The sequence below is a fragment of the Corallococcus sp. AS-1-6 genome (assembly GCF_020037015.1).
Lineage (GTDB): Bacteria > Myxococcota > Myxococcia > Myxococcales > Myxococcaceae > Corallococcus.
Genome location: NZ_JAIQDE010000039.1, coordinates 50,260 through 75,313, shown reverse-complemented (window position 1 = coordinate 75,313; position 25,054 = coordinate 50,260). Strand labels below are relative to the sequence as shown.

Genomic DNA, 25,054 nt, shown 5'->3' with positions numbered 1-25,054 from the left:
GACGGCAACCTCGTCATGCTACCGCAGGGAACTCGTCGCGCCGCCTGACGCGTTTCCACTCCAATTGACACGACCTCAGGTCCGGCCGCGGGTGGCTCAGCGGTGGAATCTCGCCGTGAGCAATCTTCATCATCACGACATGCGGCGGGCCCTCCACGGGCAGCCGGCCGCAAAGCAACTCATACAGGACGACGCCGGTGGCCCAGACATCCGTGCGCGCATCCACCTCTTCACCACGCGCCTGCTCCGGGGAGAAGAAGAGGTATTTGCCCTTCACCACGCCGGGCTCCGTCTTGAAGCCGCGCAGCAACTGCGCCTTGGCGATGCCGAAGTCGACGATCTTGACCTGACCCTCGTAGCTGACGAGCACGTTGTCCGGAGAGATGTCGCGGTGGACGATGCCCAGCGGCTTGCCGCTGCTGTCCGTGCGCGAGTGCGCGTAGTGGAGCCCCCGGCACATCTCCATGGCGATGAAGACCGCCACGGGGATGGGCAGCGCGGGCAGCCCGCTGCGCATCGCGCGCTTGAGCACCTTGTCGAGCGGCTTGCCGTCGACGAACTCCATGGCGAGGAAGTACTCGCCCTCCACCTGCCCGAAGTCGAAGACCTGCGCGACGTTGCCATGGGACAGCGTGGCGGAGATGCGCGCCTCGCTGATGAACATGGAGATGAAGGCCTCGTCGTCCGCGTACTCCGGGAGGACCTTCTTGATGAGCACGGACTTGGTGACACCCGCCGCGCCCACCAACTGGGCATGCCACGTCTCCGCCATGCCGCCCCGGCCCAGCCAGGACACCAGCTCATACCTTCCGAAGGTGTCCCCCGCTTCAAGCGCCATGAGGTGTCTACCTTAGCCCCAGAATCCTGGGAGCACCGAATAGACGTCTTCGCGTCTGTCCAACCCCGTGTGTAGGTTGGCGCCTCACCCCTCAGGGAGACGGCGTGGAGGCCCCGGCGGCGAGCGTGACGTACAGGCGGCCCAGCTCGGTCAGCTCGCCGGAGTTGCCCAGCAGGTTGATGGCGGGGATTTCGTTGTTGCGCCCGGAGAACCACGCGTAGCGCTCGATGGCGGGCTCCGACTCCAGATAGCCAATGGCATCCACCATGTACTTCTTCTGCACGTCCACGGTGATTTCGTCATGCGGCCGGTCACCGCACGCGAACTCCGTCAGCCAGAGGGGCTTGTCGTACTTCTTGAACCTCTCCACGTACCACTTGAGCGCGCTCAGGTCGCACGCGTACCAGTGGATGGCAATGGCATCCACCTGACAGTTCGCGCAGGCCTCGAAGAAGGCATCCAGGTACACCACGGGGTCGCTGAAGGTGACGCCGTCCTCCGACACGCAGTCGCCGCAGTAGTTCACCGCCGGGGACACCAGCTCGAGCCCCTTGCGGCGGGCCACCTCCTCCAGCACGGGCCAGAGCGCCGCGGCCTGGCGGGGCGTCTTGTTCGCCTGCGATTTGAAGTTGGGCTCGTTGAACCCCAGCAGGTACCGCGCGCCCGCCGGAATCTCCGACTCGAGCTGGGCCACCGTGGGCGTGCCGCCCCAGGCCATGGGCACGAAGGAGACCTGCTCCGAGAAGTAGACGCTGGCCGCGCCGCTCTCCGGCCGGGGCGACCAGTTGTACCACCAGCTCATCCCCGGGGAGAGCGCCTTCAGGTCCGCCGCCGAGTGATAGCCATACCCCAGGCCCCGCTTCGCGCTCTTCAACGCGGCGGGGGCCGGATCCTCTGGCTGGGATGGCCCCCCGGCCGCGGGGTCGCACGCCACGAGCGGCGACAGCACGACGGCCAGGGACAGCGCGACGGGGAGCCGGAGGGAGGGGCGCATGGCCTGGGACTCTACGCCCGGGCGTCGGGTGGGCGTCGAGCCCTGGCGTCACGGCGCCAGCCGGGGCACGAGGCGGGGCTCGCCCACGTCGCGCCACCACGGCGTCACGCCCTCCACGCGCGAGGGCTCCAGGCTCCGGCCCAGGCCCGGCGTGAAGAGGCGCACCTGCTGCTCCGTGGCCAGCTTCACCAGCGTCTCCACGGGCTCGTCCCACGCGTGCAGCGCCAGGTTGAAGGTGCCCCAGTGCACCGGCATCAGCGTGCCGCCGCCCAGCATCGCGTGCGCCTTGAGCGCGTTCTCCGGGCCCAGGTGGATGCCGCCCCAGCTCGGGTGGAACGCGCCCACCTCCAGCATCACCAGGTCGAAGGGGCCGCACCTGCGGCCAATCTCCTCGAACTCCGCCGTGAGGCCGGTGTCGCCGCTGAAGAACAGCCGGTGCTTGTCCGTGGTGAGCACCCACGACGCCCACAGCGTCGCGTTGCGGTCGCCCAGGCCCCGGCCGGAGAAGTGCTGCGAGGGCGTCGCGCGGAACGCCACCGGGCCCACGCGGTGCTCCTCCCACCAGTCCAGCTCCGTGATCAGCTCCGGCGCCACGCCGAAGGCCTCCAGGTGGCGCCCCACGCCCAGCGCGGTGACGAAGGGCACACGCCGCTTCGCCAGCCCCTGGATGGTGCTCCGGCACAGGTGGTCGAAGTGGTCGTGCGACACCAGCACCGCGTCCAGGTCCGGCAGCGCCTCCAGCGGCACGGGCGGGGCGTGGAAGCGCTTGGGGCCCGCGAAGGACACGGGCGAGGCCCGGTCGCCGAACACGGGGTCGGTCAGCACGCGCGCGCCGTCCACCTCCAGGAGCATCGTGCTGTGGCCCAGCCAGGTGACGCGCAGGCCGGTGTCCGGCGCGCGGGCCCAGGCGCCGCGAGGGTCGTCCACCGGCAGCGGCGCGGGCGGCGTGCGCTGCGTGCCCCCGAAGAAGTACTCGCCCAGGAGGGGCAGTGGGTTCCCCTGGAGGCCGGGCCCCACGGGGGCGGTGTTGCGGAAGCCGTGACCCTCGAACTGACGGGAGGCCCGGCTGCGTTCGAGGCGGAGTCCCGCGCTGCGCGCGCTGTCGCTGACGGTGGGCATGCGCCGGTGTCTAACACCCACCCCTCCGCCCGGCACGGCCACCCGCCTGGAGCCCAGGCGGGGAGGCGCCCCGCGCCTACTGTGCGTCTTCCGGCGCCACGCAGGCGGTGCTCAGGTGGGAGGACCAGAGCTGCGCGTTCCGCGTGTCGTCATAGGCGCTGAAGTAGACGCGGCTGCCCAGGCGGAAGAACTCGCGAGGGTAGGAGGAGCCGCCCTGGGCCGGCCCGGCGATGTCCTTGAGGCGGCGCGTCCCGGCCACCGTGCCGTTGCTCACCCAGGGCTCGATGCCGGCCGTGGTCTCATAGGCGCTGAAGAAGACCAGGTTGTCCGCCACCGCGTACACCGGCGAGCTGTACTCGTCCGAAAGGCTCAGCGGCCGGCGCAGCAGCGTGGTGCCCCCGGCGGTGCCGTTCGTCACCCACAACTGCGTGTCGCGCGGCGCGGGCCCGTCACTGCCGATGGCCACCGAGAAGAACAGCTTCCTGCCCTCCGGTGCCTGGCTCACGGCGTCGATGGTTGGGAACGCCGGGCCCTGCGACGCGTAGTCGTTGGGCAGGGTGACCACGGGCTCCGGGTTGCCGCCCGCGAGCGGCACGCGGTAGACGACCATGTACTGGGTGCTGAAGGACGTCGTCGTGACGTACGCGTACGAGCCCAGCGCGCCCAGCACGCGCATGGCGCGCGTGGAGCCGAAGGACGCCAGCCGCACCGTGCCGCCCGCCGTCCCATCCGTCTTCCACAGCTCCGACAGGCCGCTGCTCTCCTCCAGCTTGAAGAGGGTGAGCGCGCCGGAGGTGCGCACGTCGTTGGGGTAGGTGTCCGGGCCCGCGTCCAGCCGCTTCAACGCGAAGGTGCCCCCGGCGGTGCCGTCCGTGCGCCACAGAGAGGTGGCGCCCTGCAGCTCGCGCACGAAGAACAGCAGCGCGTTGCCCTGCTTCGCGTCCAGGTAGCTCACGTCCACGCTCGTGCCGAAGTCGCGCACGCGCACCGTGCCCGAGGCGGTGCCGTCCGACCTCCACAGCTCGTAGCGCGTGGTGGACGCCGAGGCGTCGTACGTCTCCTTGAAGAAGACCAGCCTGTCCCCGGACGCCGCCAGGTGCGTCAGGTACGAGTTCTCCACTCCCGGCGTCAGGTCCTTCACCATCCGGGTGCCGGCCGTCGTCCCGTTGCTCACCCACAGCTCGAGGCCGTGCGCCGCGTCCGGCGCCTGGAAGAAGAGCCGCGACGGCGTGGCGGTGAGCCCCGACAGGAGCGGCGTCTCCCGGCCCTGCGTCGGCGGGAAGAACCGCACCTCCGTGGTGCCCGCGTCCGTGCCGGTGCTCCGCCACAGGCCGCGGCGGCCATCCTCGCCGTTCACCGCGAAGTGCAGCGTGCCCTGGAAGTCCACGAAGCTGCCCGGTCCCATCGCGAAGCGCGGGATGCCCAGCTCCGAAGGGGGCAGGAGGGTCTTCACCCGCTGGGTGCCCGCGGCGGTGGGGAGGCAGAGGCCCTCCGCTGTCACGTCGGGGGCGGAGGTGGGTTCTTGTGCGAGCGCTGCCTCCGCCTGCTCCTCGGGGAGCGCGCCGCCGCAGCCCACCCCCACCACCAGCAAGGACCACACCCACCCGCCGCGCCAACCCATGCCGCACCCCTTCAAAAAGGCCTGGGAGGGAGGGTGTGTCGCGCAAGGGGTTGCGCCAAGTGCCCCCGGGTCGTGACGTGCTCGCCTGCCTGGACCGACGCGGTGTACGGCGGGGCCTCGTACGGCGCGGTCGCTATACTGCGCGGCTTCATGAAGACGGACTCGTTGAAGGCGCAGCTCAAGCGCACGTTGCGGCGCGACCTGTGGATCGCCGTCGCTCCCGCGACGCTGCTCATCGCGGTGGCGTTCGCGGTGACGTTCTATTTCGTCAAGCCCGCGCCGCCCAAGACGCTGGTGATGGCGCTGGCGCCGGACGAAGGCGGCTTCAACTACATGGCGAAGCGCTACCAGAAGTTCCTCGCGCAGCACGGGGTGACGCTGGAGTTGCGCAACACGAAGGGCTCCGTGGGCAGCGTGGCGCTGTTGAGCGCGGAGGACAGCGGGGTGGACATCGCCTTCGCGCAGAGCGGCACCACCGGCGGCAAGGGGCAGGAGGTGCCGGAGCGCGTGCTGTCGCTGGGCAGCCTCTCCTACGTGCCGCTGTGGGTCTTCTACCGGGGCGAGCCCGTGGACGACGTGCGCGGCCTCCAGGGCAAGCGCATCGCGGTGGGGCCCGAGGAGAGCGGCACGCGCGCGCTGGCGATGACGCTGCTCCAGGCGAACAAGGTGGACGCGGCGCCCACGGAGCTGCTGCCCTTGGACCGGGACGCCGCCATCGACGCGCTGACGCAGGGCAAGGTGGACGCGGTGTTCCTGGTGTCGCCCGCGGAGTCGCCGCGCATCCAGAAGCTGGCGGCGGTGAAGGACGTGCGCCTCTTGAGCTTCAAGCGCGCGGAGGCCTACACGCGCCGCTACCCGTACCTGTCGCGCCACGTGCTGCCGCAGGGCGTGTTCGACTTCGCCAGGAACGTGCCGGACGAGGACGTGGTGCTGCTCGCGCCCAACGCGCTCCTGCTGGCGAAGGACTCGCTGCACCCGGCGCTCGCGTACCTGCTGATGCGCGCGGCCAGCGACATCCACGGCACGGCGGGCATCCTGGACAAGACGGGGGAGTTCCCCGCGCCGCTCGCGGCGGGCTTCGCGCTGAGCAGCGAGGCGAAGCGCTACTACGCGACGGGCGTTCCGCTGCTCCAGCGCTACCTGCCCTTCTGGGCGGCGAACCTGGTGGACCGGCTGTGGGTGATGCTGGTGCCCATCATCGCGGTGGTGGTGCCGCTGGGGCGCGCGGTGCCCGCGGTGTTCCTGTGGCGGGTGCGCTCACGCATCCACCGGTGGTACGCGCGGCTGAAGGAGATTGAAATCCAACTGGAGGAGGACCCGGACCAGGAGCTGCTCCAGGACATGCTCAAGCGGCTGGAGGAGGCCGAGCGCGAGGTGAACCGCATCGCGGTGCCGCTCGCCTACGCGGAGAACCTGTACTTCTTCCGCGAGCACGTGGACGTCGTGCGCCGCCGGCTCACCCGCAGGCTCGCGGGCGCGCCCGAGCACAAGGACGGGCACCCGCTGCACGCGACGGCGTGACGTGGAGCCCTCAGGGGGCGATGCCGAGCAGCTCGCGGATCTGCCGGGCCATGGCGATCTCCGACTCGTGCACGTGGCCGTCTCCGGCGATGAGCGCGTGGACGGCGTCGAGCACGGCCCTGGGGTCCTCGCGGAGCAGCCCCAGGTCCGGCGGCGGGAGCGGGTGGCCCTCCTGGAGGCAGCGGGTGAGGGCGCTGAGGTCCGTCAGGGGCACGCTGAAGCCGCGCGCGGTCTCGATGATGGAGTCAATCTCCTCGCGGGTGACGCGGTCGTCGCTGGTGGCCACCTGGAGCAGGAGCTTGATGACCTCGATGTGGAACCGGGATTCAGGGGGCAGCGGGGCGGCCATGTGGGTTGCATCCTCCAAGGATGTCCAGGCTGACCTGCCAGGGGGGGAGCCGTCCAGCCCGACGTCGCCGCCCCGTTGGGGAGCGGAAGGGCGGGCGGGTGGGGGAGGGGCCTCCAGCCCCCGGGCCTGTCCATGTCATGCTCCAGACGTATGGCATTGCCGGGGGAGGCATTCCGCATGGGTGGGGCGTTGCGATTCACGTCGCGTGAGGAGTCGATTCGGACGGAGCTGCTGACGGACCTGATTGACGTCGGCAGCTACAAGGACATCCACGACGTCCTGGAGGCGCGCGTCCTCCAGTTGTGCAGGGCGGACCACTTCGCGCTGGGCTGCGCCAACCTGGATGGCTCCGTGGGACTCCAGTGGACGAGCCGCACGACGATGCCCCTGCTCAAGCACTACTCCGAATGGGTGACGCAGGACTTCGTCTTCCAGGCCACCCTCGCGCAGCCCAACCGCGTGTTGAGCACGGCGGAGATGCTCCAGGGGAAGAAGCTGGACGCCATGGAGACGCGTCACCGCAGCGTGGAGGCGGGGCTGGACCTGCGGCACGTGATGGCGACGCTGCTCATTGAAGAGCAGCAGGGCCTCAAGGGCGGGCTCGCGGTGTACAGCGAGGGCTCCCGGCCCTTCCCGGCGCGCAGCCAGCAGTTGTTGCAGCAGTTGGTGCCCGCCATCCACCGCGCGGTCAGCCGGGTGCAGAGGCTGCATGCACAGGGATTGGAGTTGGACCTGCTCAAGGCCGGCGCCGTGGAGACCGGGGCGCTGCTGGTGCTGACGCCCTGGGGCCGGGAGATGGTCCGGACGAACGCGGCCACGCGGCTTTTGGAGAAGTGGTTCACGCGCTCGGAGCTGGCGCCGCGAGGGATTCCCCAGGCGTGGGTGAAGCGCGTGGAGGCGTTGTCGCGCGTGAAGGGGATGTTCCCCCCGGACCTGCTCAAGGATGCGCGGGAGAAGGACGGCGAGCGATTGGAGGTGACGTTCTCGCTGTCCACCATCCTCTGGGCGGGCAATCCCTTGTGGCAGGTGCGCATCATCGAGCGCCCGCACTGGCTGCGGGAGGACTGGCTGCGATTGCTGACGCCCGCGGAGCTCAAGGTGGCGGATGGCGTCCACCGGGGGGATTCGAACCGGGACATCGCGATTCCCTTGGGGAGCACGGAGGGGACGGTGAAGAAGCAACTGCAGTCCATCTACCGGAAGACCGGGACCTCGAGCCGCACGCAGTTCCTCGCGCAGGGGCGCCGCGTGTAGCCGGCGGACGCCGCCGACAGGCCTGTCATACCTCTTTGGGGGGATGGGCCCTCTTTCCGCGCTCGTAATACTTGATGGGTATTGCAAACGGGGGTGGTACCCATGGGCAAGGCACGGAAGTTCCTGTCGCGTGAGCAGGCGTTGGTCGCGGAGTTGAAGGAAGCGCTGGGCGACGCCCGGACGCTGGAGGACGTCTACGAGGCCCTGTCCCGGGCGCTCCTCTCGCTCTGCGAGGCGGACCACCTCGCGGTGGGCTGCGCGAATCCGGATGGGACCGCGGGGTTGCAGTGGAGGACCGACACCGTCCACCCCCTCCTCAAGGATTACGCGGAGTGGGTGCAGGAGGATTTCGTCTTCCGCGCCACGGTGGTGCAGCCCAACCTGGTGCTGAGCGACGCCCAGATGCTGCGGGGGCAGCCGCTGGTGGAGACGGAGACCTTCCGGCGCAGCCAGGGCGCGGGGTTGAAGCTCAAGCGCGTGTTGGCGTCGCTGCTCTTCACGGAGCAGGACCTGAAGGGCGGCATCGCGATGTACCGGGAGTCCTCCCGGCCCTTCACGCTCAAGGCGCAGTGGTTCCTGCAGCAGATCATCCCGTACATCTCCCGGGCGGTGGCGCGGCTCCAGGAGCTCTACGCCGTCCGCTTCGAGCGCGACCTGCTGAAGGCCATCGCGATGGGGGCGAGCCCGGTGCTGGTGCTCAACAGCCTGGGGCGCAAGGTGGTGGACACGGGCCCGGCGATTCCGCTGCTGGAGCGGTGGTTTCCGTCCCACGAGCTCAGCGACGGGGTCCCCCGAGCCTGGGCGGAGCGGGTGAGGGCGCTGTCCCGCTTCGACGTCGCGGCGGATCCGCGGCTGGAGTCGCTCACGCTGGAGCGCGACGCGGACCGGCTGGACGTGACGTTCAGTCCCTCCGCCGTCAACTGGGGGAGCCGCAACCTGTGGCAGGTGCGGATGCACGAGCGGGTCCACTGGCTGCGCCCGGACTGGAAGGAGAAGCTGACCGCCCAGGAGTCACGCGTGGCGGACTGTCTTCACGAGGGCCTGGCGAACAAGGAGATCTCCGCCCGGCTCGGGTGCTCCGTGGAGACGGTGAAGGTCCACATCAAGTCGCTGTTCGACAAGACCGGCATCCACAGCCGAGGCGAGTTCGTCGCCAAGGGCCGCCGCGCGTAGCCACCGTGTTGCCCTGACACCCCCCCTCTTCGGAGGGGGTGGGGCCGGGTCCCGGTCATGTCATTCTTGAGGAGTAGGGAAACGCGGGGAGGGAGGTACCCATGGACATGGCTTTGACGTTCACGTCACGCGAGCTGCGGCTGATCCAGGAGATGGATAAACGCCTGCGCAATGTCAGGACCTTCGAGGACATCTACGCGGCCATCCAGGCGGTGATGGAGCGCATCTGCCGCGCGGACCACCTCGCGGTGGGGTTCACCCACGCGGATGGGTCTCCGGGGTTGGAGTGGGTCGCGCCAAGCGTGCAGCCCCTGCTCGCGGGGTACTCGCCGTGGGCGTCCCGGTGCTTCGTGTTCCAGTACACGCTGGCCCGGCCCAACCAGGCCGCGAGGGAGCTCCAGATGCTGGAAGGGCGCTCCCTGGACAGCACGGAGACCTATGAGCGCAGCCGGGCCGCTGGCTTGAAGCTGAAGCACGTGCTGGCCACCCTGCTGTTCGAGACCCGGCAGAAGTTCCAGGGTGGCATCGCGATGTACAAGGACTCCGCCCGGGCCTTCACGGAGCGGGACGAGGCGCTGCTTCAGGCGTTCATCCCGCTCATCAACGACGCGGTGTCCACCGTCCAGTACATCGAAGCCCTGCGCTTCAAGGGAGACCTCCTGACGGCGCTGTCGATGGAGGCGTGGCCTGGCATGGTCCTCAACGCCATGGGACGCCGCATCGAGGAGACGGGCACCGCCAGGGCCTTGCTGAGCCGGTGGTTCTCTCCCCACGAACTCAGCCATGACGTCCCGAAGGAGTGGGTGGACTACGTGAAGTGGCTTTCGAGCCTGGACGGTCTCCTGCTCCCCACCGAGAAGCCCTTCCCTGACAAGACGCGGGGCCTCGACACCTTGAAGGTGAGCTTCAAGGCTTCCACCGTCCTGCGCCCGGGATGCACGCTGTGGGAGGTGCGCATCCGCGAGGAACTGCACTGGATGCGGCCGGAGTGGGTCCCGCGTTTGTCTGACCGGCAACTGGAGGTGGCGGACCTGTTGAACGACGGGGCGAGCGATGCGGACATCGCCCGTGAACTCAAGCTCTCCCTCCACACGGTGAAGGAGCACACGAAGGCGCTCTACGAGAGAACCGACACCGACGGCCGGCTGGATCTCGTCACCCGGGGCCGGCGCTCATAGCGCGCGGGCGAAGAAGTCGCGCAGGTGGCGGGCGTAGCCTTCGGGGTCCTTCTGGGCGTACTCGCCGTGGGCCGCCTGGGGCACCACCCACTGCTCTCGGGGCTCGCAGGCGGCGCGGTAGAGGCGGCCGTCCAGCTTCTGGGGGCCGTCCGGGTCGCTGCCTCCGTTGATGAGCAGCAGCGGCCGGCCCTCCAGCCGGCACATGCCGTCCACGGGGCGCACCGCGTCCACGTGGATGCCCGAGCGGCGCAGCCCCCACAACACCGCCCAGGTGCTCAGGCCGTAGTGCGAGCCCATGTCCCCCGCCAGGTCCGGGAACGCTCCCGCCGCCGCCACCGCCTTCACCCTCGCGTCCTCCTGCGCCACCAGCAGGGCCGTCGTCCCGCCCATGGAGAACCCGAACAGGCCCACGCGTCCCGGGGTGACGTCCGGCCGCGCCCGCACGAAGGCCAGGGCCGCGCGCACGTCCTCGCGCTCACTGTCGCCCCAGCCAATCGCGTCGCCTTCGCTGTCGCCCTGGCCGTGCAGGTCGAAGAGCAGGACGCCGTGCCCCGCCTCCGACAGCACCCTGGCTTCGAAGAGCATGCGCGTGCGGTTGTCCGCGAAGCCGTGCACCAGCACCACCGCCGTCCCGTCGCGCGACGGGACGTACCACCCCCGGAGCCTCCGCCCCGCGGCCTCGAAGGACACGTCCTCCAGGCCCGGCAGCGCGTCAGCGCCGGAGGGCCGCGTCACCGGAACTCGCGCCGGGTGCACCAGCGCCTGCGCCGTGCGCAGCCCCCTCACCGCCGTGACGCCGCCCGTGCCCAGCGCGCCCAACGCGAGCCCCAGCGCGGCGATGCGCCCCCAGCGGACGCGGTACGTCTTCGTGGACACGGTCAGCTCCGAACGGGGCCGCTCCCCGCGCGCCAGCGCTCGACGAGGTTCGTCACGGCGGTCCCCCAGTCGGGGTACTCGAAGGTGAAGCCCGCGTCCAGCAGCCGCCCCGGCACCACGCGGCGGCTCTTGAGCAAAAGCTCCGTGTCCGTGCGCATGAAGAACGCGCCCACCTCCAGCATCCACTTCGCCGCCGGCAGCCCCACGCTCACGTGCGCCGCCTCGCGCAGCTTCGCCATCAGCTCCCGCTGGGGGAGCGGGTTCGGCGCGGCCAGGTTCACCGGCCCGTCCAGGTCCTCACGCTCCAACAGCAATTGGACCGCGCGCACGAAGTCCCGGTCGTGGATCCACGACACGTACTGCCGCCCGCTGCCTGCGGGGCCTCCCAGCCCCCGGCGCGTCAGGCCCAGGAGCACGTCGAAGATGCCCTCCCGGTCCGGGCTCATCACCATCGCCGTGCGCAGCGCCACCTTGCGCGTGTGGGGCGTGACGGCCTCCGCCAGCGTGCGCTCCCACGCCTGCGCGATGTCGGTGCTGCGCTTCCAGTACGCGGGCACCCCCGGCTCACTCCCTCCCATGAGTCCGGTGGCCTCGTCGTTGGGCGCGTCCAGCCGGTGCGCGTACAGCGTCGCGGTGCTCATCTGCAGCCACACGCGCGGCGGCTTCGCGGCCTGCTGGATGGCCTGGCCCACCACCCGCGTGGAGTCCACCCGCGAGTCCATCATCTGGCGCAGGTTCTCCTCCGTGTAGCGGCAGTTCACGCTGCGCCCCGCCAGGTTGATGACCGCGTCGGCGCCATCCACCTCCTTCGCCCAAGCACCCAGGGTGCGTCCGTCCCAGGACACCGTGCGCGCCGCCCCCTGTCCTCCCCGGCTGAGCAGCACGACGTCATCCCCCCGCGCGCTGAACGCCCGCGCCAGCAGGGCGCCCACCTGCCCCGTGCCACCCGGAATCACGACCTTCATGGACGAAACCCCCTCATGTGGTGCGACCCCCGGAGGCATAGCGCGCGCCCCGTCCGGACCGCCCGGCTCCCGGAAGGCGGCCCCCGGGCCGTCCTGGTGCCGCCGATGAGCCCCGCTTTTCCCCGGCTCCGGGGGCGGGGGTGGGGCATTTCCCGGGATGTCCCGGGTCGGGCGGGAGAAACCCACTGGCTCGAAGGGAAAATGCGGCGCGTCACGCAACCGGGGGCGCGCCCGGACGACAATGCGTCATCCCCCCACCTCGAATCTTGAGGGCCGTCATGATCATCCCGTCCCGCCCGCTCTCCGCGACCCGCCCCTCGACGAACTCCGCGTCGGCCCCGGCCAACACGGCCCGTATCACCCCGAAGGCGTTCTCCTCGGTCTCCACGTTCGAGGCCGGCGCGACGGCGAAGAAGGCCCCGACGACGCCCGTGCCCGCGCCGCAGGTGCCGGTGGAGGACGTGCCGCCCAAGTCGGATCCCCGCTACGACGGGCTGAAGGACCAGGCGCTGATCAACGCGCTGCACGACGCGGTCAGCAAGCACAAGGACCTGGGCTACAACGGCGCGCGGAAGATCATCTTCACCACCCTGGACAACCACGACGGCAAGGTGAAGTGCGTCTACACGGGCAAGGAAGTGCAGACGAACAAGATTCCCAGCAGCAACGTGATGAACACCGAGCACACCTGGCCCCAGTCCAAGGGCGCCACGGGCGCGGCGAAGGCGGACCTGCACCACCTGTTCCCCACGGACAGCAAGGCCAACTCCATCCGCGGCAACTACCCCTTCGGCACGGTGAAGAACGTGAAGTGGCAGGAGAACGGCGCCAAGTTCGGCACCGACGAGAAGGGCCGCACCGTCTTCGAGCCGCCCGACGAGCACAAGGGCAACGTGGCGCGCGCGCTGTTCTACTTCTCCACCGTCTACAACAAGCACATCCCCGCGGACGACGAGGCCGTGCTCAAGCAGTGGAACCAGTTGGACAAGGTGGACGCGGCGGAAGTCGCGCGCAACGACGCCATCGAGACCTACCAGCAGAACCGCAACCCCTTCGTGGACGACGCGTCGCTGGCCGACCGCATCGCGGACTTCTAGACTCCCGGGCATGTCCCGTCCGCTCGCGCCCCTGTGGGCGCTCGTCCCTGGCCGCACCGGTGTCCCCCTGATGAAGGTGGGGGGCGCGCCAGAGGCGCCAGGCCCCCTGGAGTGGCCCGCCTGCGCGATGTGCGGCGGCCCCCAGCGCTTCCTCTTCCAACTGCCGCACGTCGAAGGACGGCTGGACCTGGCGCCCCACGCGTCGGTCCACGTCTTCCAGTGCGAGAACCCCGACACGACCTGCTTCCGCTGGGACCCGGAGGAGGGCGCCAACGCGGCCGTGCCGGTGATGGCGGGCGCGCCGTCCGTGAGCGCGCCGCCGGGGCCGGTGAAGCCCTACGCGGAGTGGACGCTCGGCTTCGCGCCCGCCACCGAGGACACCGAGGCCCTGTCGGTGGACGTCAACGAGGCCACCGAGGAGCAGCTCCTGGCGCTGGACCGCGCGCAGGAGGAGGCACCGGAGAGCAAGGTGGGCGGCGTGCCCGGGTGGCTCAACGGCGAGGCCACGCCGGAGTGCTGCGACGCCCCCATGCGCTTCGTCGCGCAGTTGGCCGCGATGCCGTTCGGCCTGGACTTCGGAGACAACGGCCGGGGCTACCTCTTCCGGTGTACCCGGGAGGACTGCGTGCGCCCCTTCCGCTTCCTCACCCAGGGCGCCTGAGCCTCAGCGCTGCATCGCCTTGAGCAGCTTGTGCGCGTCCTCCGCGCTGAGCTTGCCGGCCTCCACCAGGTCCAGCACGCGGCGCATCTCCTCGTCGGGGATGCCCTGGGACCGAGGCGGCGGGGGGGGCGCGGGCGGCTGCGGCCGGTGGTGGTGCCGGGCGCCAGGGCCTGCCCAGGGCGGCGCGCCCCAGGAGTTCGCCCAGGCGTGGGCCCACTGGTTCGCGTGGCGCTCGGCGCGGCGCTGCCAGCGCTCCGCCTGACGCTGCCAGCGCAGCGAGTCCTCCTCCCAGGCCTCCGCGTCCTCGCCGCGTGAACGCCCCGACTCGCGGAGGCGCACCGAGCCCAGCTCCGTCTCCATCAGGAGGGTGGTGGCCGCCTGGGGGTTGGACGGGTAGCGCGTCTGCGCCGAGCCCAGCGACGTATGGGCGGAGATGTTCACGTCCAGCCCGGGCACCAGGCGCAGCTCCACCGCGCCCACCTGCGTCCCGATGCGGTGCTCGCCCACGTCCAGCGCGTCCACGTCCAGCTTCACCGCGCCCGCGGCGGCGTGGACGTGCAGGGTGCCGCCCACGCGCTCGCCGATGATGCGGCCCGCGCCCGTGCGCAGGGTCAGCTTGCCGTGCACGTCGCGCAGGCTCGCCGTGCCCGCGTCGGTGTTCAGCTCCAGCTCGCAGTCCTTCAGGCCGGAGATACGCACCGCGCCCGCGTCCAGGAGGAGCTTCGCGCGCACGTCCGGCGGCACGAACAGCTCCGCCTGTCCGCCGTGGCGCCAGAACAGCGACAGGAAGCCGGCCTCGCGCGGCACCAGCTCCACCTTCGTCACCCGGCCGTGCTCCTGGATGCGCGCCTCCACCCGGCCGTGCGTCACCAGGTAGGGCTTCTCACCCTCCGGCAGCGGCGACACGACGAGCGTGGCGGCGGGCGCGTGCAGCACCAGCTCCGCGTGCTGTCCCCACGGAATCGCGTGGCGCTGGGTGCCCTCGCGCGAGGAAGACGAGGCGTCGGAGGACGGCGTGGCTTCAGGGTCCATCATGGAGGTTACTCCCGTGCCTTCTTGAGACGTTGAGCGGCCTCGTCCGCGTCGATGAGCCCGGCCGCGAGGTCATCGAGGATCTGCGCCCGGCGCGGCGCGCCGCGCTCCCGGGGCGGAGGAGGGGCGGGAGGCGGCGGGACTCCGGGCGCCTGGCCCAGGGCCTCCACCACGTCGTCCAGCCGCGCCACCACCGTCGGATAGGAGAGGCCCAGCGCCTGCTCCACGTCCTTGATCTTCCCCCGGCACGCGATGAACACGCGCACGAACGCGAGCTGCTCCGGCGACAACTGCTGCACCCAGCCCGTCGTGAAGCGCCCCTCCACCGCGGACGCGCACCCGTCGCAGCGCACCCGCTCGATGACGGTGCCGCCTCCACAGACGGGGCAGCGGGTGGGCACGGGCCAGGTGGACTTGGAGGTCGTCATGGATGGTTATTCAGAAAATCAATTTCAAGTTTGAGAATATTGATTTCTACGGGCTTGGCAAGGGCGGGAGTTCATTTCCAGGAAAGACGGACACTTCCGAGCCGGTGGCCACGAAGGCGGAGTGGGGCGTGCCCCGGAGGCATTCGGAGAAGGCGGGGCCGTAGAAGCGGGCCACGTCGCAGTCGAAGGCGGTCTCCTGGGCACGCCAGACGGTCCAGCGCGGGTGCTCCACGCGGTACTCGGCGCAGCCGCCGTCGCGCTGGGCGGTGTAGCCCCAGTAGTGCTCGGTGATGAACTCCTCCTGGGAGCCGGGGGCGCTCTCGGCCGGCGCGCCGAGCGTCCGTGCCGACAACTGGTGCCAGCGGCCGTGGGACTTCCAGGCGTACTCGACGTGGCCGGGCGCGCCGGTGTCCGCGCCGTCCATGGTCACGGCGTGGCGCATGGGGTGCGCGACGTAGGGCTCGTTGTAGAGGACGCGCGCCACGGTGGCGATGGCCCACCGGGGCACGATTTCGCGCACGAACACCACGCCGCGCCGCCAGCCTTCGGGGCCCAGGCGGCGCACGTAGAAGCGCAGGTTCACCTCATCGAAGTCCCGGTGGAACGGCACCGCGATTCCCCGCACGCGTGTGTCGAGGAAGCGGAAGCCGACCATGCTCGCGAACGTGCGGCCCTGCCACGCGTCGAGCTCCGTGCCACGGGGGACGAGGGGCCGCAGCACCGCCGGATCCACCTCGTAGTTGAGCATCAGCAGGTACCGCCACGTCGCCGTCAGGAAGGGGCGCATGCGCGAGGTCTAGCGCGCACGCGGCGCCCGGGCCCAGGGCCACCCCCGTGCGTGGCTTCTGCCGAGCAGAAGCGCGGGCCGCCGTCAGGGCAAGGCGGGCCGCGCCTGGGGCTTGCTGGAGAGGAGCCCCCGCTCCAGCCGCTCCCGCCACTTCAGCGCGGGCCGCTCCACGCCATGGTGCAGCGCGAGCGAGGCGAGCAGCACCGCCACCGCGCCGCCCAGCAGCGTGACGGGGTGGAACGCGTCCAGGCCATGAGGCGCCAGCGCCTCCCGCACGCCGTGCTGCACGGCCTTGTGCGTGAGGTAGACGGTGAAGCTCAGGATCGCGAAGGTCTTCACGCCCGGGATGCGGACGCAGAAGCGTGAGGCCCCGGGGCCCGCCAGTGCCAGCAACAGCGCCGCGAAGCCCAGCGCGGCCAGGGGGAACGACAGCAGGACATAGGGCAGGTAGCGGTAGTGCTCCTCGTTGATGAAGAGCACGCCACCCAGGCACGCGAGTCCCACGACGGCCATCCCTCCCGCGCGGGCGCCGCGAGTCCAGCGCTCCCAGGCCCGGGGCCGGAAGACGCGCAGCGCCGCGAGCAGCACGCCGCACGTCAGCCCGTCGAGCCGCGCGTACGTCGGGTAGTAGAGGAGCATGTCGAAGTCGCGCCACCCCGGCTCCGCGGGCCCGAGCATGGAGAAGTGGCGTTGCCACAGCCCGCCGCGCAGGAGCATGCCGCCGACCATCACGGCCGCCGCGAGCGCGATGAGGGACGGAGCGCGGAGGCGTCCGCGCAGCGCGAGCACGGTGAGCGGCAGCACCAGGTAGAAGTGCTCCTCCACGCACAGCGACCACGCGTGGGAGAAGCCGTTGATGCGCAGGCCGAAGTTCTGCGTGAAGGTGAGGAAGCGCCACGCGGGCGTCACCAGGGGCCGCTCGCTCCAGGCGGGCACGAAGAGGTACAGGCCCAGCACGACGAGGAAGGACGGGAGGATGCGCAGCGCGCGCCGCAGGTAGAAGCGCCGCAGTGACGGCGTCTCACCTCGCGACACCGGCTCCAGGAGCTGCGAGCCGATGAGGAAGCCGCTGAGCACGAAGAACAGCTCCACGCCCGTCCAGCCGAAGTTGGCGAACGACTGGTAGGCCTCGTGACCTTCGGGGCGGGGGTAGTGGTAGACGACGACGACGAGGATGGCCAGGCACCGGAGCAGGTCCAGGCCGGCCAGATGGCGCGGTTCGGTGGCGTTCAGCGGAGTCGGCTTTCAGCGGGGGGGGGCGCCCGATGCTAGCAAGGCGCGCCCAGGCCGCCAGGGACACGCCGGGCCCGAAGCACCGGCCACGAGTTCGCGCGGGCCTCCCGCACGGATCCGCCCAGGCGCCAGGTCCCCCAGCGCCGCGCCGAGAAAAACCTGTCCGACAGTAGGACAGGTTTCGAATCCCCCAGAGCCTCCGGTCAGCGGCCCACCTCACGAACCCGTCCGACTGCCAGCCAGGTCGTGAGAACCGAGGCTCGAGGAACTCCCTCCCTCCGCCCGGGAAGCAAGAACCTGTCGGACAGTCGGACGGGTTTGGTGGACCGGGCTGTAGGGAGCCCCTTGCCGCCTCGGAAACAAGAACCTGTCGGACAGTCGGACAAGTTCGTGGACCGGGCTGTGGGGGAGCCTCTTGCCGCCCGAGAAACAAGAACCTGTCGGACAGTCGGACCGGTTTGTGGACTGGGCTGTGGGGGAGCCCCTTGCCGCCCGGGAGACAAGAACCTGTCGGACAGTCGGACAAGTTTGTGGACCGGGGCTGGCGGGGGCCCCTTGTCGTCCGGACCGCGGAAAGCTGTCCGACTGTCGGACAGGTTTTGGACCTGTGCCGGGCGGGGGAGGTCCGTTGCCCGGGGCTTGGGCACTCCGGCTTCATGCTTTGGACCGCGCCCCGGTGGCGCCTGGCTTCCGCCGCGCGGCGGGCCCCCTGGGCTCAGGGGAGGTGGGCGTCCAGGTCCCCCACGCGTGCTGGTACTCGGGCCAGGACCCGGAACTCCCGCGCTGAACGCTCGGTGTTCGGGCCCGCGCCTCCCATCGCGGTCGTGCACCAGGTGTGCAACTCGCGCAGCGCTCCGGTGAGGAACGCCTCCCGTGTGGCCCTTCGCTGCACCTTGCCGCTGGAGGTCTTCGGCAGGCTCCCGGGCTCGATGAGCACCACCGCTCGGGGTCTCACCTCGTGCACCGTCGCCAGCCGTCCGCGGATGGCGCCCAGCACGGGGGCCACCTCGCCGTCCCACCTGCGGGCATCCACCTCCTGCACCACGACGAGGTGCTCCTCTCCGTCCACCTCCACGCCGAAGGCCACGCCGCATCCGGGCCTGAGCGCGGGGTGGCTCTCCTCCACCACCGTCTCCAGGTCCTGCGGGTACAGGTTCCGGCCTCGCACGATGATCAGGTCCTTCGCTCGCCCCGTGACGTACAGCTCCCCGTTGTCCAGGAAGCCCAGGTCCCCGGTCCGCAGGTAGGGCCCGTCTCCCTGCGCGGTCCTCGCCTGGAACACCCGCGCGGACTCCTCCTCGCGATTCCAGTAGCCCTTCGCCACGCTGGGCCCCTTCACCCAGACCTCGCCCACCTCGCCCTGCGGGAGCACGTGGCCGGTGTCCGGCGCCACGATGCGCAGGGATTGATCCGGCAGCGTGGCGCCGCTGCCCACCAGCGTCCGGGCCGCGCCAATGGGGGCCCTCGCGCTGCCTGCCTCCAGCGCGGCGGCGTCCACGTCTCGCAGGACGGGCGCGGCGTCCTTCTCGCCGCCGGAGACGATGAGCGTCCCTTCCGCCAGGCCGTAGCATGGGTAGAACGCCTCGCGCCGGAAGCCATGCGGTTCGAACGCCTCCGTGAAGCGCGCCAGCGTCTCCGGACGGATGGGCTCCGCGCCGCAGAACGCCACCTCCCAGCGGCTCAGCTCCAGGCCCTCCCGTTCCGCGGGCGGAATGCGCCGCACGCACAGGTCGAACGCGAAGTTGGGCCCGCCGCTGATGGTGCCGCCGAAGCGGGTGAGCGCCTCCAGCCATGCGCGGGGCCGCTTGAGGAACGTCAGCGGCGACATCAGCGCCGTGTGGAAGCCCTGCGCCAGCGGCACCAGCACGCCGCCAATGAGCCCCATGTCGTGGTACGGCGGCAGCCAGATGACGCCCACGCTGTCGTCGCATGTCTGGAAGGCGCGGCGGATGGCCCCCAGGTTGTGCAGCAGGTTGCCGTGACTGAGCATCACGCCCCGGGGCGCCCCCGTGCTGCCGGACGTGTACTGGAGGAACGCCAGCGTGTCGGCCGTCACGTCCGGCCGCTTCCACGTGCCCGCGTCGCCTTCCCCCAGCGCGTCCGTCGCCACCCACTTCAGCGCGCGCAGCTCCGGCGCGTCCGTGAAGAGGAACTCCGCCATGGACAGGATGACGGACGTGGTGAGCACCACCGTGGCCCCGGAGTCCGCGATGAGCGCGCGCAGGCGGGGCAGGGTGCGCTCCAGCCTGGAGGGGTCCGGCGGATACGCCGGCACCGCCACCAGCCCCGAACACACGCAGCCGAAGAACCCTCGGAGGTAGTCCGCGCTAGGCGGATAGAGCAGGGCCGCGCGCTCGCCTTTCGCCGCGAGCGATTGGAGCGCGGCGGCGATGCGGTGCGCGCTGGAGGCCAGCGCACCCCGGGTGAGCGTCACCTCCGCGCCGTCCTCCAGGAAGGTGTAGAGGCGTGGATCCGCGGGACGGCGGCTTCGCTCGTCGAGGAGGTCGATCAGCGTGACGGACATTCGCACCTCAATAGCTGCCGCCAATCATCAGCAGGCCCGCGTAGCGGCCATCCCCCGCGCCAATGTTCTGCGCGGGCGCGAAGTCCTGTCCGAAGAGGAAGCTGTAGGTGCCGCGCACCTCGGCCGTGAGCTGGGGGTTGAACTTGAAGCGCACGCCCGCGCCCACGGGCGCGTAGCCCCCGGTGTCGTCGAAGAACCGGAAGAAGTTGCCCTCGCGCACCGAGTAGCGCTCGACGCCGATGCCCCCGAGCACATACGGCTGCAACCGCGTGTGGGTGAAGCCGACCGTGAGCGCCGCCTGCCCTCCGTTCCGCACGATGTCCGGGGTTCCGAAGAACGAGCCGTTCGCGACGGACAGGTTGCTCACGCCGCCGCTGTAGCCCAGCTCCACGCCCAGGTAGTCATTGGCGCGGTAGCCCACGAGGACGCCATACGATGGCCCTGGATCCAGGTTGGGCGCGAGCTTGCCCGTGTAGCCCTCCACGCCCAACCCGAGGAGGAAGTAGGGGCCCTGCCAATCCACGCGTCCCACCTGCGTGGGCGCGTCCGACGGTGGGTCCTGGGCGCTGGCGGCGCCACCCGTCAGTCCCGCCAGGCAGAACCCCAGTGCGATGCTTCGCCTCATGACCGCTCCCTCCATGTGTCGCGTGCGCAGCCAGAAGGTGGCCTCCGGGGGAGGGGCGGACAACGAACGGACAGGCGGTACCCCGGAGGCCCACGGCGCCCCGGAGGGTGGGGGAGGCGGCGCGCGAGGCCGTGCCCCCGCCTGCCTCCCTGCCCCTCCCCTGTGATGCCTGACGCGTGGCTTCCACCTTGAGCCGTACCCGGATGCCCTCGACACCTCCTCGCGTCCGGGACGGGAGCCCACCGCCATGAACGACGCCGCCCATCCCCAGTCCGCAGCGGGCCCGTCCACCGTCTCAGGCCTCCAGGCCCGTGCCCGGCGCGTCCTCGCGCACCTGGACGCGGTGCTGCCAGACGTGGACGCGCTCTACCTCGACCTGCACGAACACCCGGAGCTGTCCGGCCAGGAGGCGCGCACGGCCGCCCAGGTAGCGCGCCGGTTGGAGGCGGAGGGCTACGAGGTGAGCCGGGACGTGGGCGGCCACGGCGTGGTGGGCCTCTTGCGCAACGGCGACGGGCCCACGGTGCTCCTGCGCGGGGACATGGACGCGCTGCCCGTGGAGGAGAAGACGGGGCTGCCGTACGCGAGCCGCGCGCGGACGGAGGACGGTGCGCCGGTGATGCACGCGTGCGGCCACGACGTCCACACCGCGTGCCTGGTGGGCGCGGCGGCGGTGCTGGCGCGCTCGCGCGGCGCGTGGCGCGGCACGGTGATGGTGGTGGGGCAGCCGGCGGAGGAGACCCTCCAGGGCGCGAAGGCGATGCTGGACGCCGGGCTCTACTCGCGCTTCGGCACGCCGGACGCGGTGCTGGGCCAGCACACGGCGCCGCTGCCGGTGGGCACCTTCATGCACCGCGAGGGCGTGACGATGATGGGCTCCGCGCACGTGCGGATCCGCCTCTTCGGCCGGGGCGCGCACGGGGCGCAGCCGGAGCTGTCCGTGGACCCCGTGGTGCTGGGGGCCAGCGTGGTGCTGCGCCTGCAGACCATCGTGTCGCGCGAGCTGTCGCCGCTGGAGTCCGCGGTGGTGACGGTGGGCCACTTCCAGGCGGGCTCGCGCGCCAACGTGATTCCGGAGGAGGCGCTCCTGGAGCTGACGGTGCGCACGGAGGACGACGCGGTGCAGGCGCGGGTGCTCGCCGCCATCGAGCGCATCGCGAAGGGCGAGGCCGCGGCGGCGGGCGCGCCAGCGCCTCCCCAGGTGGAGGTCGTCAACCGCGGGCCGGTGAACCGCAACGACCCGGAGCTCCTCCGCCGCGTCCGGGATGCGCACGCGGAGTGGTTCGGCCGCGACGCGCTGGTGCCGGGCGTGCTCGTCACCGCGAGCGAGGACTTCCCCTTCTTCGCCCGGGGGCCGGAGCACCCGGTGCCCACCGCGTACTGGTACCTGGGCATCACGCCGCGAAAGACCTGGGAGGAGGCGCCGGGCGCGACGCCCCAGGAGAAGATGGCGCACCTGCCGGGGCCGCACTCCAGCCGCTACGCCCCGGACCGCGCGGGCTCGCTGCGCGGGGGATGCGAGTCACTCACCGTGGCGGCGCTGGCCTGCCTGCACGGGGGCGATGCGTCCCCGGACCATTGAAGAGGGCCCCGGCCTGGAGCGGGGCCGCTGGCCCGGCTGGCTCCCTGTCGCTTGCCCCCGCCGCGAGTGCCTCCAACTTGAGTAGCGGACGACACTTCTGGAGGACATCCCGATGAAGCTTCCGCTCATGGCCTCGCTGTCCGCGCTCCTGCTGGGCGGCTGCGCCACGCAGACCGCGTCCGTTCCACAGGAGTCCCCGGCCAAGGCGTTCGCCAGCGACGAGATGTCCTGGGACTCGGAGGAGTCGCCGCGCACGCAGGAGATGCTGGCCAAGCACGGCATGAACTTCTACGGAACCGTGGGCGCCGAGGCCCAGGCCAACGCCGAAGCCACCGGAGGCACGGGCAGCCCGTGGTCCTCGAAGCCCGAGGACCAGCAATGCGTGGACATCAACGAGGTGGGCACGGGCGGCTCGGGCAGCATCGACATGCGCGACGTGGACAACCTGGCCCCGGAGGCCGTGCCGTCACAGAACCCCGGCGCGCGGCTGGACATCATCCCGGAGGCCTGGAACCGCAACAAGGGCATCGGCACGAGCCCCGTGGCGCCGTCCACCGGGACGCCTCCCGCGGAGGGCAGCGGCGGCGCGGGCCATTAGACAGACGCCGTGGCCTCAGCCCTGCTGCTTCGCCAGCCGGGTCAGCTCGCGGTCCAGCGTGGCCGCGAACCGCTGGCGGTCCTGCGGTGAGAAGCCGCCGGGGCCGCCCGTGTTCACGCCGCTGTCGCGCAGCTCCTGCATGAAGTTCCGCATCGACAGGCGCTCGTCGATGGTCTCCGGCGTGAAGAGCTCCCCGCGCGGGTCCATCACCACGACGCCCTTGGGGACGAGCAGCGCGGCCAGGGGGATGTCCTGCGTGACGGCCAGGTCCCCGGCCTCCGCGGACGTGGCGATGTGCCGGTCCGCCACGTCCAGCCCCGCGCCCACCTGCACGGTGGACACGTACGCCAGGCGCGGCAGCGCCAGCGGCTTGTTCGCCACGAAGACGATGGGCACCTTCACGCGCTGCACGGCGCGCAGCAGGATGTCCCGCACGGGCCCCGGACATGCATCGGCATCGACCCAGATTCTCATGCGCGCCATCCTCGCTGATTGCCCCGCCCGGGTCAGGCGCGTTGACGCGTCAGCGCGCGGGCTGACACGTCACGGCCGCAACCCCTGACACGTCAGGCTGCCCGCGCGCCCGCCAGCGCCCCGCGCAACCCTCCAGAATCCTTTGCGGCTTGTGCATGGATTTCCTGGTGTGTGGATTGCAGCGGGGTGGGGCATGGCCATGAGCCCGACCTACCGAATCCACCCTGCCATTGGCATCGCACGCGTTGGCAACAGCGAGGACTACTACCTGGGCCCGGTGACGGCCGGGGGGCTGCCGCTGGAGAAGGATGGCCAGACGGAGGTGAAGGCCTTCCGCGACGCCCAGGGCGGCATCCGCCGGCAGGCGGCGCGCTTCCAGGTGTTCGTCTATGACGACAAGAGCCCGCGGGGCCGCCCCGTGACGCTGGGGCAGGACGTCCAGGACGTCCTGTGGACCGTGCACGTGGCCAACAAGAAGGCGGCCTGGTACGAGTTCCAGCAGCTCTCCGGCGTGGATGGCAAACACGCCGGCCAGCCGCTGCGCAACCCCCGGACGCCTTCGGGGCAGCGCAATGGCCTCATCATCGACCCGGGGCCCCGCACGGTCGCGGCCCGGGGATACACGGGGCTGCCGTCCCAGTCCGCCCTGGACGCGGCGCACGCGCCCCGGGGCTACCCGGTGAGCTTCCCGGCGACGGGCCTGGTGCCGGAGCAGAGCGACATCACCACGCTGGGCCAGCTCTCCGTGGACGGCCAGGGCCGCATGGACTTCCGGGGCGGCTACGGGCGCTCCGGGTGCTCCACGCGGTGGATGGTCACCACGGCGCTGCTCAACACCGTCAACACCACCGACATCAACGCGCCCGGCTACCTGCCGCCCGCCGCGGTCGCGGGGCTGCGGCAGATCGCGGACATCGGGTATCCCACGGAGGCGGCGTTCCGGGCGGCCATCATCGGCATCTTCGGCCAGAACGTCGGCACGGGCCTGGCCCTGGACGTGGAAGCGATTGCGTACGAGCAGCCGCGCATCGACAACTACGCCAACAACAACTTCTGGTGGGACGACACCTCGGACGGTCCCGTCACCGCCCGGGTCATCCTCCCGAACGGCACCTCCGTGGAGGTGACTCCCGCCTGGGTGATGGTCGCGCCGCCGGCCTACGCGCCGCAGATCCTCAACATGGTGACGCTCCACGACACCATCTACGACGCGCTCGTGCGCTCGAGGAACCTGGCGCCGGACCTCTACGGCCCCAACGGCTTCAACCCCGGCTACGTGCCCAACTTCCAGGCGGAGATCCGCCCCATCCTGGCGCGGCCTTCCATCTACCAGTGGGTCGCCAACATCAACGCGCAGGGCACCGAGGGACATGACGGGGTGGTGCGGCAGGACGGGTCTCCGTCCAACTTCTTCGGCTACCTGCGCCAGCCGGGCCATGAGAACGACCCGACGCCGGGCCTGATGCCCAAGCTGGCCGGGGATGATCCGCTGCAGGGCGAGCCCAACGTCATCCCCAGCGCCCCGAGCAAGTACTTCACGCTGACGCGCACGCAGTACTTCCTGCTGCAGCAGTTCAGCAAGCAGGTGTACTCCAAGGACCCGCCGCCCGCGTCCACGCTGGGGCCCGGCGAGCAGTGGGACCGCGGGGTGCTGGAGAACTGCGTGGGCGGGCCGTTCTGCCCGGGCATCGAGATGACCTGGCTGTGCCGCGACCCGGCCATCTACGAGGAGCCCTTCCGCATCAAGCCCATGCCGTCCACGGGCAACGCGGGCCTCCAGTGGGACACCGAGCCCACCGCGGGCCACGGCCTCCAGCCCGGAGACGCGACCAAGTACATGGCGCTGCCGTGGCAGGCGGACTTCAACGAGTGCTCCAACCAGACCACCGACTACACCAACCTCTGGTGGTGGCCCGCGCAGCGGCCGTACTTCGTCTCGTACCTGGAGGGCGGCCAGGTGAAGCAGGACTACTGGACGCGTCCGGCCGGCGCCAACTTCGTCGTCGACGAGACCATGGTCTTCAACTGGAAGGACTTGGGCTTCATCCTCAAGCAGTCCGGCCCGGGCCCGCTGTTCCTGGAGGTCGAGCGCCGGCCGTTGGAGCACAAGGACAGGACGGCCTGA

At 71.0% G+C, this 25,054-nt stretch carries 22 protein-coding genes and 1 pseudogene; 9 read left to right on the top strand and 14 right to left on the bottom strand.

The window, feature by feature from the left end; all coding sequences use genetic code 11:
- Positions 1-76: 76 nt before the first annotated feature.
- The 4 genes and pseudogenes from K8612_RS35575 to K8612_RS35560 form a co-directional block, all read right to left on the bottom strand.
- Positions 77-838: pseudogene (locus tag K8612_RS35575) on the bottom strand (serine/threonine protein kinase); the annotation flags it as partial.
- 91 nt (positions 839-929) lie between these two features.
- Positions 930-1,832, bottom strand: coding sequence for a glycoside hydrolase family protein (locus tag K8612_RS35570; protein ID WP_223765512.1), 903 nt, complete (start codon positions 1,830-1,832; stop codon positions 930-932).
- A gap of 48 nt (positions 1,833-1,880) precedes the next feature.
- Positions 1,881-2,951, bottom strand: a complete 1,071-nt coding sequence (locus tag K8612_RS35565) for an MBL fold metallo-hydrolase (protein WP_223765511.1) — start codon at positions 2,949-2,951, stop codon at positions 1,881-1,883.
- Between the two features lie 76 nt (positions 2,952-3,027).
- Positions 3,028-4,572 carry an ELWxxDGT repeat protein gene (locus K8612_RS35560; protein ID WP_223765510.1) on the bottom strand — a complete coding sequence of 515 codons (1,545 nt, stop codon included), beginning with the start codon at positions 4,570-4,572 and terminating at the stop codon, positions 3,028-3,030.
- Between the two features lie 150 nt (positions 4,573-4,722).
- Between K8612_RS35560 and K8612_RS35555 the strand changes: the two genes are divergently transcribed.
- The gene (locus K8612_RS35555) at positions 4,723-6,093 is read left to right on the top strand and encodes a TAXI family TRAP transporter solute-binding subunit (RefSeq protein ID WP_223765514.1); all 1,371 of its coding nucleotides are present in this window, start codon (positions 4,723-4,725) and stop codon (positions 6,091-6,093) included.
- Between the two features lie 10 nt (positions 6,094-6,103).
- Here the strand turns inward: K8612_RS35555 and K8612_RS35550 are convergent, their stop codons facing one another.
- Positions 6,104-6,442, bottom strand: a complete 339-nt coding sequence (locus K8612_RS35550) for a TerB family tellurite resistance protein (protein ID WP_223743364.1) — start codon at positions 6,440-6,442, stop codon at positions 6,104-6,106.
- Positions 6,443-6,619: 177 nt separating this feature from the next.
- Between K8612_RS35550 and K8612_RS35545 the strand changes: the two genes are divergently transcribed.
- The 3 genes from K8612_RS35545 (at position 6,620) to K8612_RS35535 (ending at position 10,047) form a co-directional block, all read left to right on the top strand.
- Positions 6,620-7,696: a LuxR C-terminal-related transcriptional regulator gene (locus K8612_RS35545; RefSeq protein WP_223765509.1), complete on the top strand. Its 1,077-nt coding sequence runs from the start codon at positions 6,620-6,622 to the stop codon at positions 7,694-7,696.
- 102 nt (positions 7,697-7,798) lie between these two features.
- Positions 7,799-8,869 (top strand): helix-turn-helix transcriptional regulator, encoded by a 1,071-nt coding sequence (locus K8612_RS35540; protein ID WP_223743366.1) that lies wholly within the window; start codon positions 7,799-7,801, stop codon positions 8,867-8,869.
- A gap of 107 nt (positions 8,870-8,976) precedes the next feature.
- A complete protein-coding gene (locus tag K8612_RS35535; protein WP_223765508.1) occupies positions 8,977-10,047 on the top strand; it encodes a helix-turn-helix transcriptional regulator in 1,071 nt (356 codons plus the stop codon).
- Here K8612_RS35535 and K8612_RS35530 read toward each other — a convergent pair.
- Both K8612_RS35530 and K8612_RS35525 read right to left on the bottom strand, forming a co-directional pair.
- Positions 10,042-10,923: an alpha/beta fold hydrolase gene (locus K8612_RS35530; protein ID WP_223765507.1), complete on the bottom strand. Its 882-nt coding sequence runs from the start codon at positions 10,921-10,923 to the stop codon at positions 10,042-10,044. The genes K8612_RS35535 and K8612_RS35530 overlap by 6 nt on opposite strands.
- Before the next feature lie 2 nt (positions 10,924-10,925).
- Positions 10,926-11,888 (bottom strand): TIGR01777 family oxidoreductase, encoded by a 963-nt coding sequence (locus K8612_RS35525; protein WP_223743369.1) that lies wholly within the window; start codon positions 11,886-11,888, stop codon positions 10,926-10,928.
- 278 nt (positions 11,889-12,166) lie between these two features.
- On the opposite strand from K8612_RS35525, the gene K8612_RS35520 reads away from it, so the two are divergent.
- Both K8612_RS35520 and K8612_RS35515 read left to right on the top strand, forming a co-directional pair.
- Positions 12,167-12,985, top strand: a complete 819-nt coding sequence (locus tag K8612_RS35520; protein WP_223765506.1) for an endonuclease I family protein — start codon at positions 12,167-12,169, stop codon at positions 12,983-12,985.
- Positions 12,986-12,995: 10 nt separating this feature from the next.
- Positions 12,996-13,646, top strand: a complete 651-nt coding sequence (locus K8612_RS35515; RefSeq protein ID WP_223765505.1) for a hypothetical protein — start codon at positions 12,996-12,998, stop codon at positions 13,644-13,646.
- A 3-nt stretch (positions 13,647-13,649) separates the two neighbouring features.
- Here K8612_RS35515 and K8612_RS35510 read toward each other — a convergent pair whose 3' ends face one another.
- The 6 genes from K8612_RS35510 to K8612_RS35485 form a co-directional block, all read right to left on the bottom strand.
- A complete protein-coding gene (locus tag K8612_RS35510) occupies positions 13,650-14,681 on the bottom strand; it encodes a hypothetical protein (protein ID WP_223765504.1) in 1,032 nt (343 codons plus the stop codon).
- Between the two features lie 5 nt (positions 14,682-14,686).
- Complete coding sequence (locus tag K8612_RS35505; protein WP_223765503.1) at positions 14,687-15,106, bottom strand: DUF2089 domain-containing protein; 420 nt, start codon at positions 15,104-15,106, stop codon at positions 14,687-14,689.
- Between the two features lie 46 nt (positions 15,107-15,152).
- On the bottom strand, positions 15,153-15,893 hold the full coding sequence (locus K8612_RS35500; RefSeq protein WP_223743374.1) for a YqjF family protein: 741 nt from the start codon (positions 15,891-15,893) through the stop codon (positions 15,153-15,155).
- An 84-nt stretch (positions 15,894-15,977) separates the two neighbouring features.
- Positions 15,978-17,087 carry an acyltransferase gene (locus tag K8612_RS35495; protein ID WP_223765513.1) on the bottom strand — a complete coding sequence of 370 codons (1,110 nt, stop codon included), beginning with the start codon at positions 17,085-17,087 and terminating at the stop codon, positions 15,978-15,980.
- A 754-nt stretch (positions 17,088-17,841) separates the two neighbouring features.
- A complete protein-coding gene (locus tag K8612_RS35490) occupies positions 17,842-19,650 on the bottom strand; it encodes a fatty acyl-AMP ligase (protein WP_223765502.1) in 1,809 nt (602 codons plus the stop codon).
- Between the two features lie 7 nt (positions 19,651-19,657).
- A complete protein-coding gene (locus K8612_RS35485; RefSeq protein WP_223743376.1) occupies positions 19,658-20,275 on the bottom strand; it encodes an outer membrane beta-barrel protein in 618 nt (205 codons plus the stop codon).
- 247 nt (positions 20,276-20,522) lie between these two features.
- Here K8612_RS35485 and K8612_RS35480 point away from each other — a divergent pair, with 247 nt between their 5' ends.
- Entirely contained in the window at positions 20,523-21,857 is a 1,335-nt protein-coding gene (locus tag K8612_RS35480; protein ID WP_223765501.1) for an amidohydrolase, read from the top strand.
- Between the two features lie 112 nt (positions 21,858-21,969).
- On the top strand, positions 21,970-22,455 hold the full coding sequence (locus K8612_RS35475) for a hypothetical protein (protein WP_223743378.1): 486 nt from the start codon (positions 21,970-21,972) through the stop codon (positions 22,453-22,455).
- A gap of 15 nt (positions 22,456-22,470) precedes the next feature.
- Here the strand turns inward: K8612_RS35475 and K8612_RS35470 are convergent, their stop codons facing one another.
- The gene (locus tag K8612_RS35470) at positions 22,471-22,929 is read right to left on the bottom strand and encodes a YaiI/YqxD family protein (protein WP_223765500.1); all 459 of its coding nucleotides are present in this window, start codon (positions 22,927-22,929) and stop codon (positions 22,471-22,473) included.
- Between the two features lie 199 nt (positions 22,930-23,128).
- Between K8612_RS35470 and K8612_RS35465 the strand changes: the two genes are divergently transcribed.
- On the top strand, positions 23,129-25,054 hold the full coding sequence (locus K8612_RS35465; protein WP_223765499.1) for a LodA/GoxA family CTQ-dependent oxidase: 1,926 nt from the start codon (positions 23,129-23,131) through the stop codon (positions 25,052-25,054).

Bases quoted from the DNA above. Each gene is read 5' to 3' on its own strand.
- K8612_RS35540 (WP_223743366.1), top strand. From the start codon at position 7,799: ATGGGCAAGGCACGGAAGTTCCTGTCGCGTGAGCAGGCGTTGGTCGCG.
- K8612_RS35560 (WP_223765510.1), bottom strand. From the start codon at position 4,572: ATGGGTTGGCGCGGCGGGTGGGTGTGGTCCTTGCTGGTGGTGGGGGTG.
- K8612_RS35535 (WP_223765508.1), top strand. From the start codon at position 8,977: ATGGCTTTGACGTTCACGTCACGCGAGCTGCGGCTGATCCAGGAGATG.
- K8612_RS35480 (WP_223765501.1), top strand. From the start codon at position 20,523: ATGAACGACGCCGCCCATCCCCAGTCCGCAGCGGGCCCGTCCACCGTC.
- K8612_RS35500 (WP_223743374.1), bottom strand. From the start codon at position 15,893: ATGCGCCCCTTCCTGACGGCGACGTGGCGGTACCTGCTGATGCTCAAC.
- K8612_RS35545 (WP_223765509.1), top strand. From the start codon at position 6,620: ATGGGTGGGGCGTTGCGATTCACGTCGCGTGAGGAGTCGATTCGGACG.
- K8612_RS35465 (WP_223765499.1), top strand. From the start codon at position 23,129: ATGAGCCCGACCTACCGAATCCACCCTGCCATTGGCATCGCACGCGTT.
- K8612_RS35490 (WP_223765502.1), bottom strand. From the start codon at position 19,650: ATGTCCGTCACGCTGATCGACCTCCTCGACGAGCGAAGCCGCCGTCCC.
- K8612_RS35555 (WP_223765514.1), top strand. From the start codon at position 4,723: ATGAAGACGGACTCGTTGAAGGCGCAGCTCAAGCGCACGTTGCGGCGC.
- K8612_RS35525 (WP_223743369.1), bottom strand. From the start codon at position 11,888: ATGAAGGTCGTGATTCCGGGTGGCACGGGGCAGGTGGGCGCCCTGCTG.
- K8612_RS35570 (WP_223765512.1), bottom strand. From the start codon at position 1,832: ATGCGCCCCTCCCTCCGGCTCCCCGTCGCGCTGTCCCTGGCCGTCGTG.
- K8612_RS35505 (WP_223765503.1), bottom strand. From the start codon at position 15,106: ATGACGACCTCCAAGTCCACCTGGCCCGTGCCCACCCGCTGCCCCGTC.
- K8612_RS35565 (WP_223765511.1), bottom strand. From the start codon at position 2,951: ATGCCCACCGTCAGCGACAGCGCGCGCAGCGCGGGACTCCGCCTCGAA.
- K8612_RS35475 (WP_223743378.1), top strand. From the start codon at position 21,970: ATGAAGCTTCCGCTCATGGCCTCGCTGTCCGCGCTCCTGCTGGGCGGC.
- K8612_RS35550 (WP_223743364.1), bottom strand. From the start codon at position 6,442: ATGGCCGCCCCGCTGCCCCCTGAATCCCGGTTCCACATCGAGGTCATC.
- K8612_RS35520 (WP_223765506.1), top strand. From the start codon at position 12,167: ATGATCATCCCGTCCCGCCCGCTCTCCGCGACCCGCCCCTCGACGAAC.
- K8612_RS35510 (WP_223765504.1), bottom strand. From the start codon at position 14,681: ATGATGGACCCTGAAGCCACGCCGTCCTCCGACGCCTCGTCTTCCTCG.
- K8612_RS35470 (WP_223765500.1), bottom strand. From the start codon at position 22,929: ATGAGAATCTGGGTCGATGCCGATGCATGTCCGGGGCCCGTGCGGGAC.
- K8612_RS35485 (WP_223743376.1), bottom strand. From the start codon at position 20,275: ATGAGGCGAAGCATCGCACTGGGGTTCTGCCTGGCGGGACTGACGGGT.
- K8612_RS35515 (WP_223765505.1), top strand. From the start codon at position 12,996: ATGTCCCGTCCGCTCGCGCCCCTGTGGGCGCTCGTCCCTGGCCGCACC.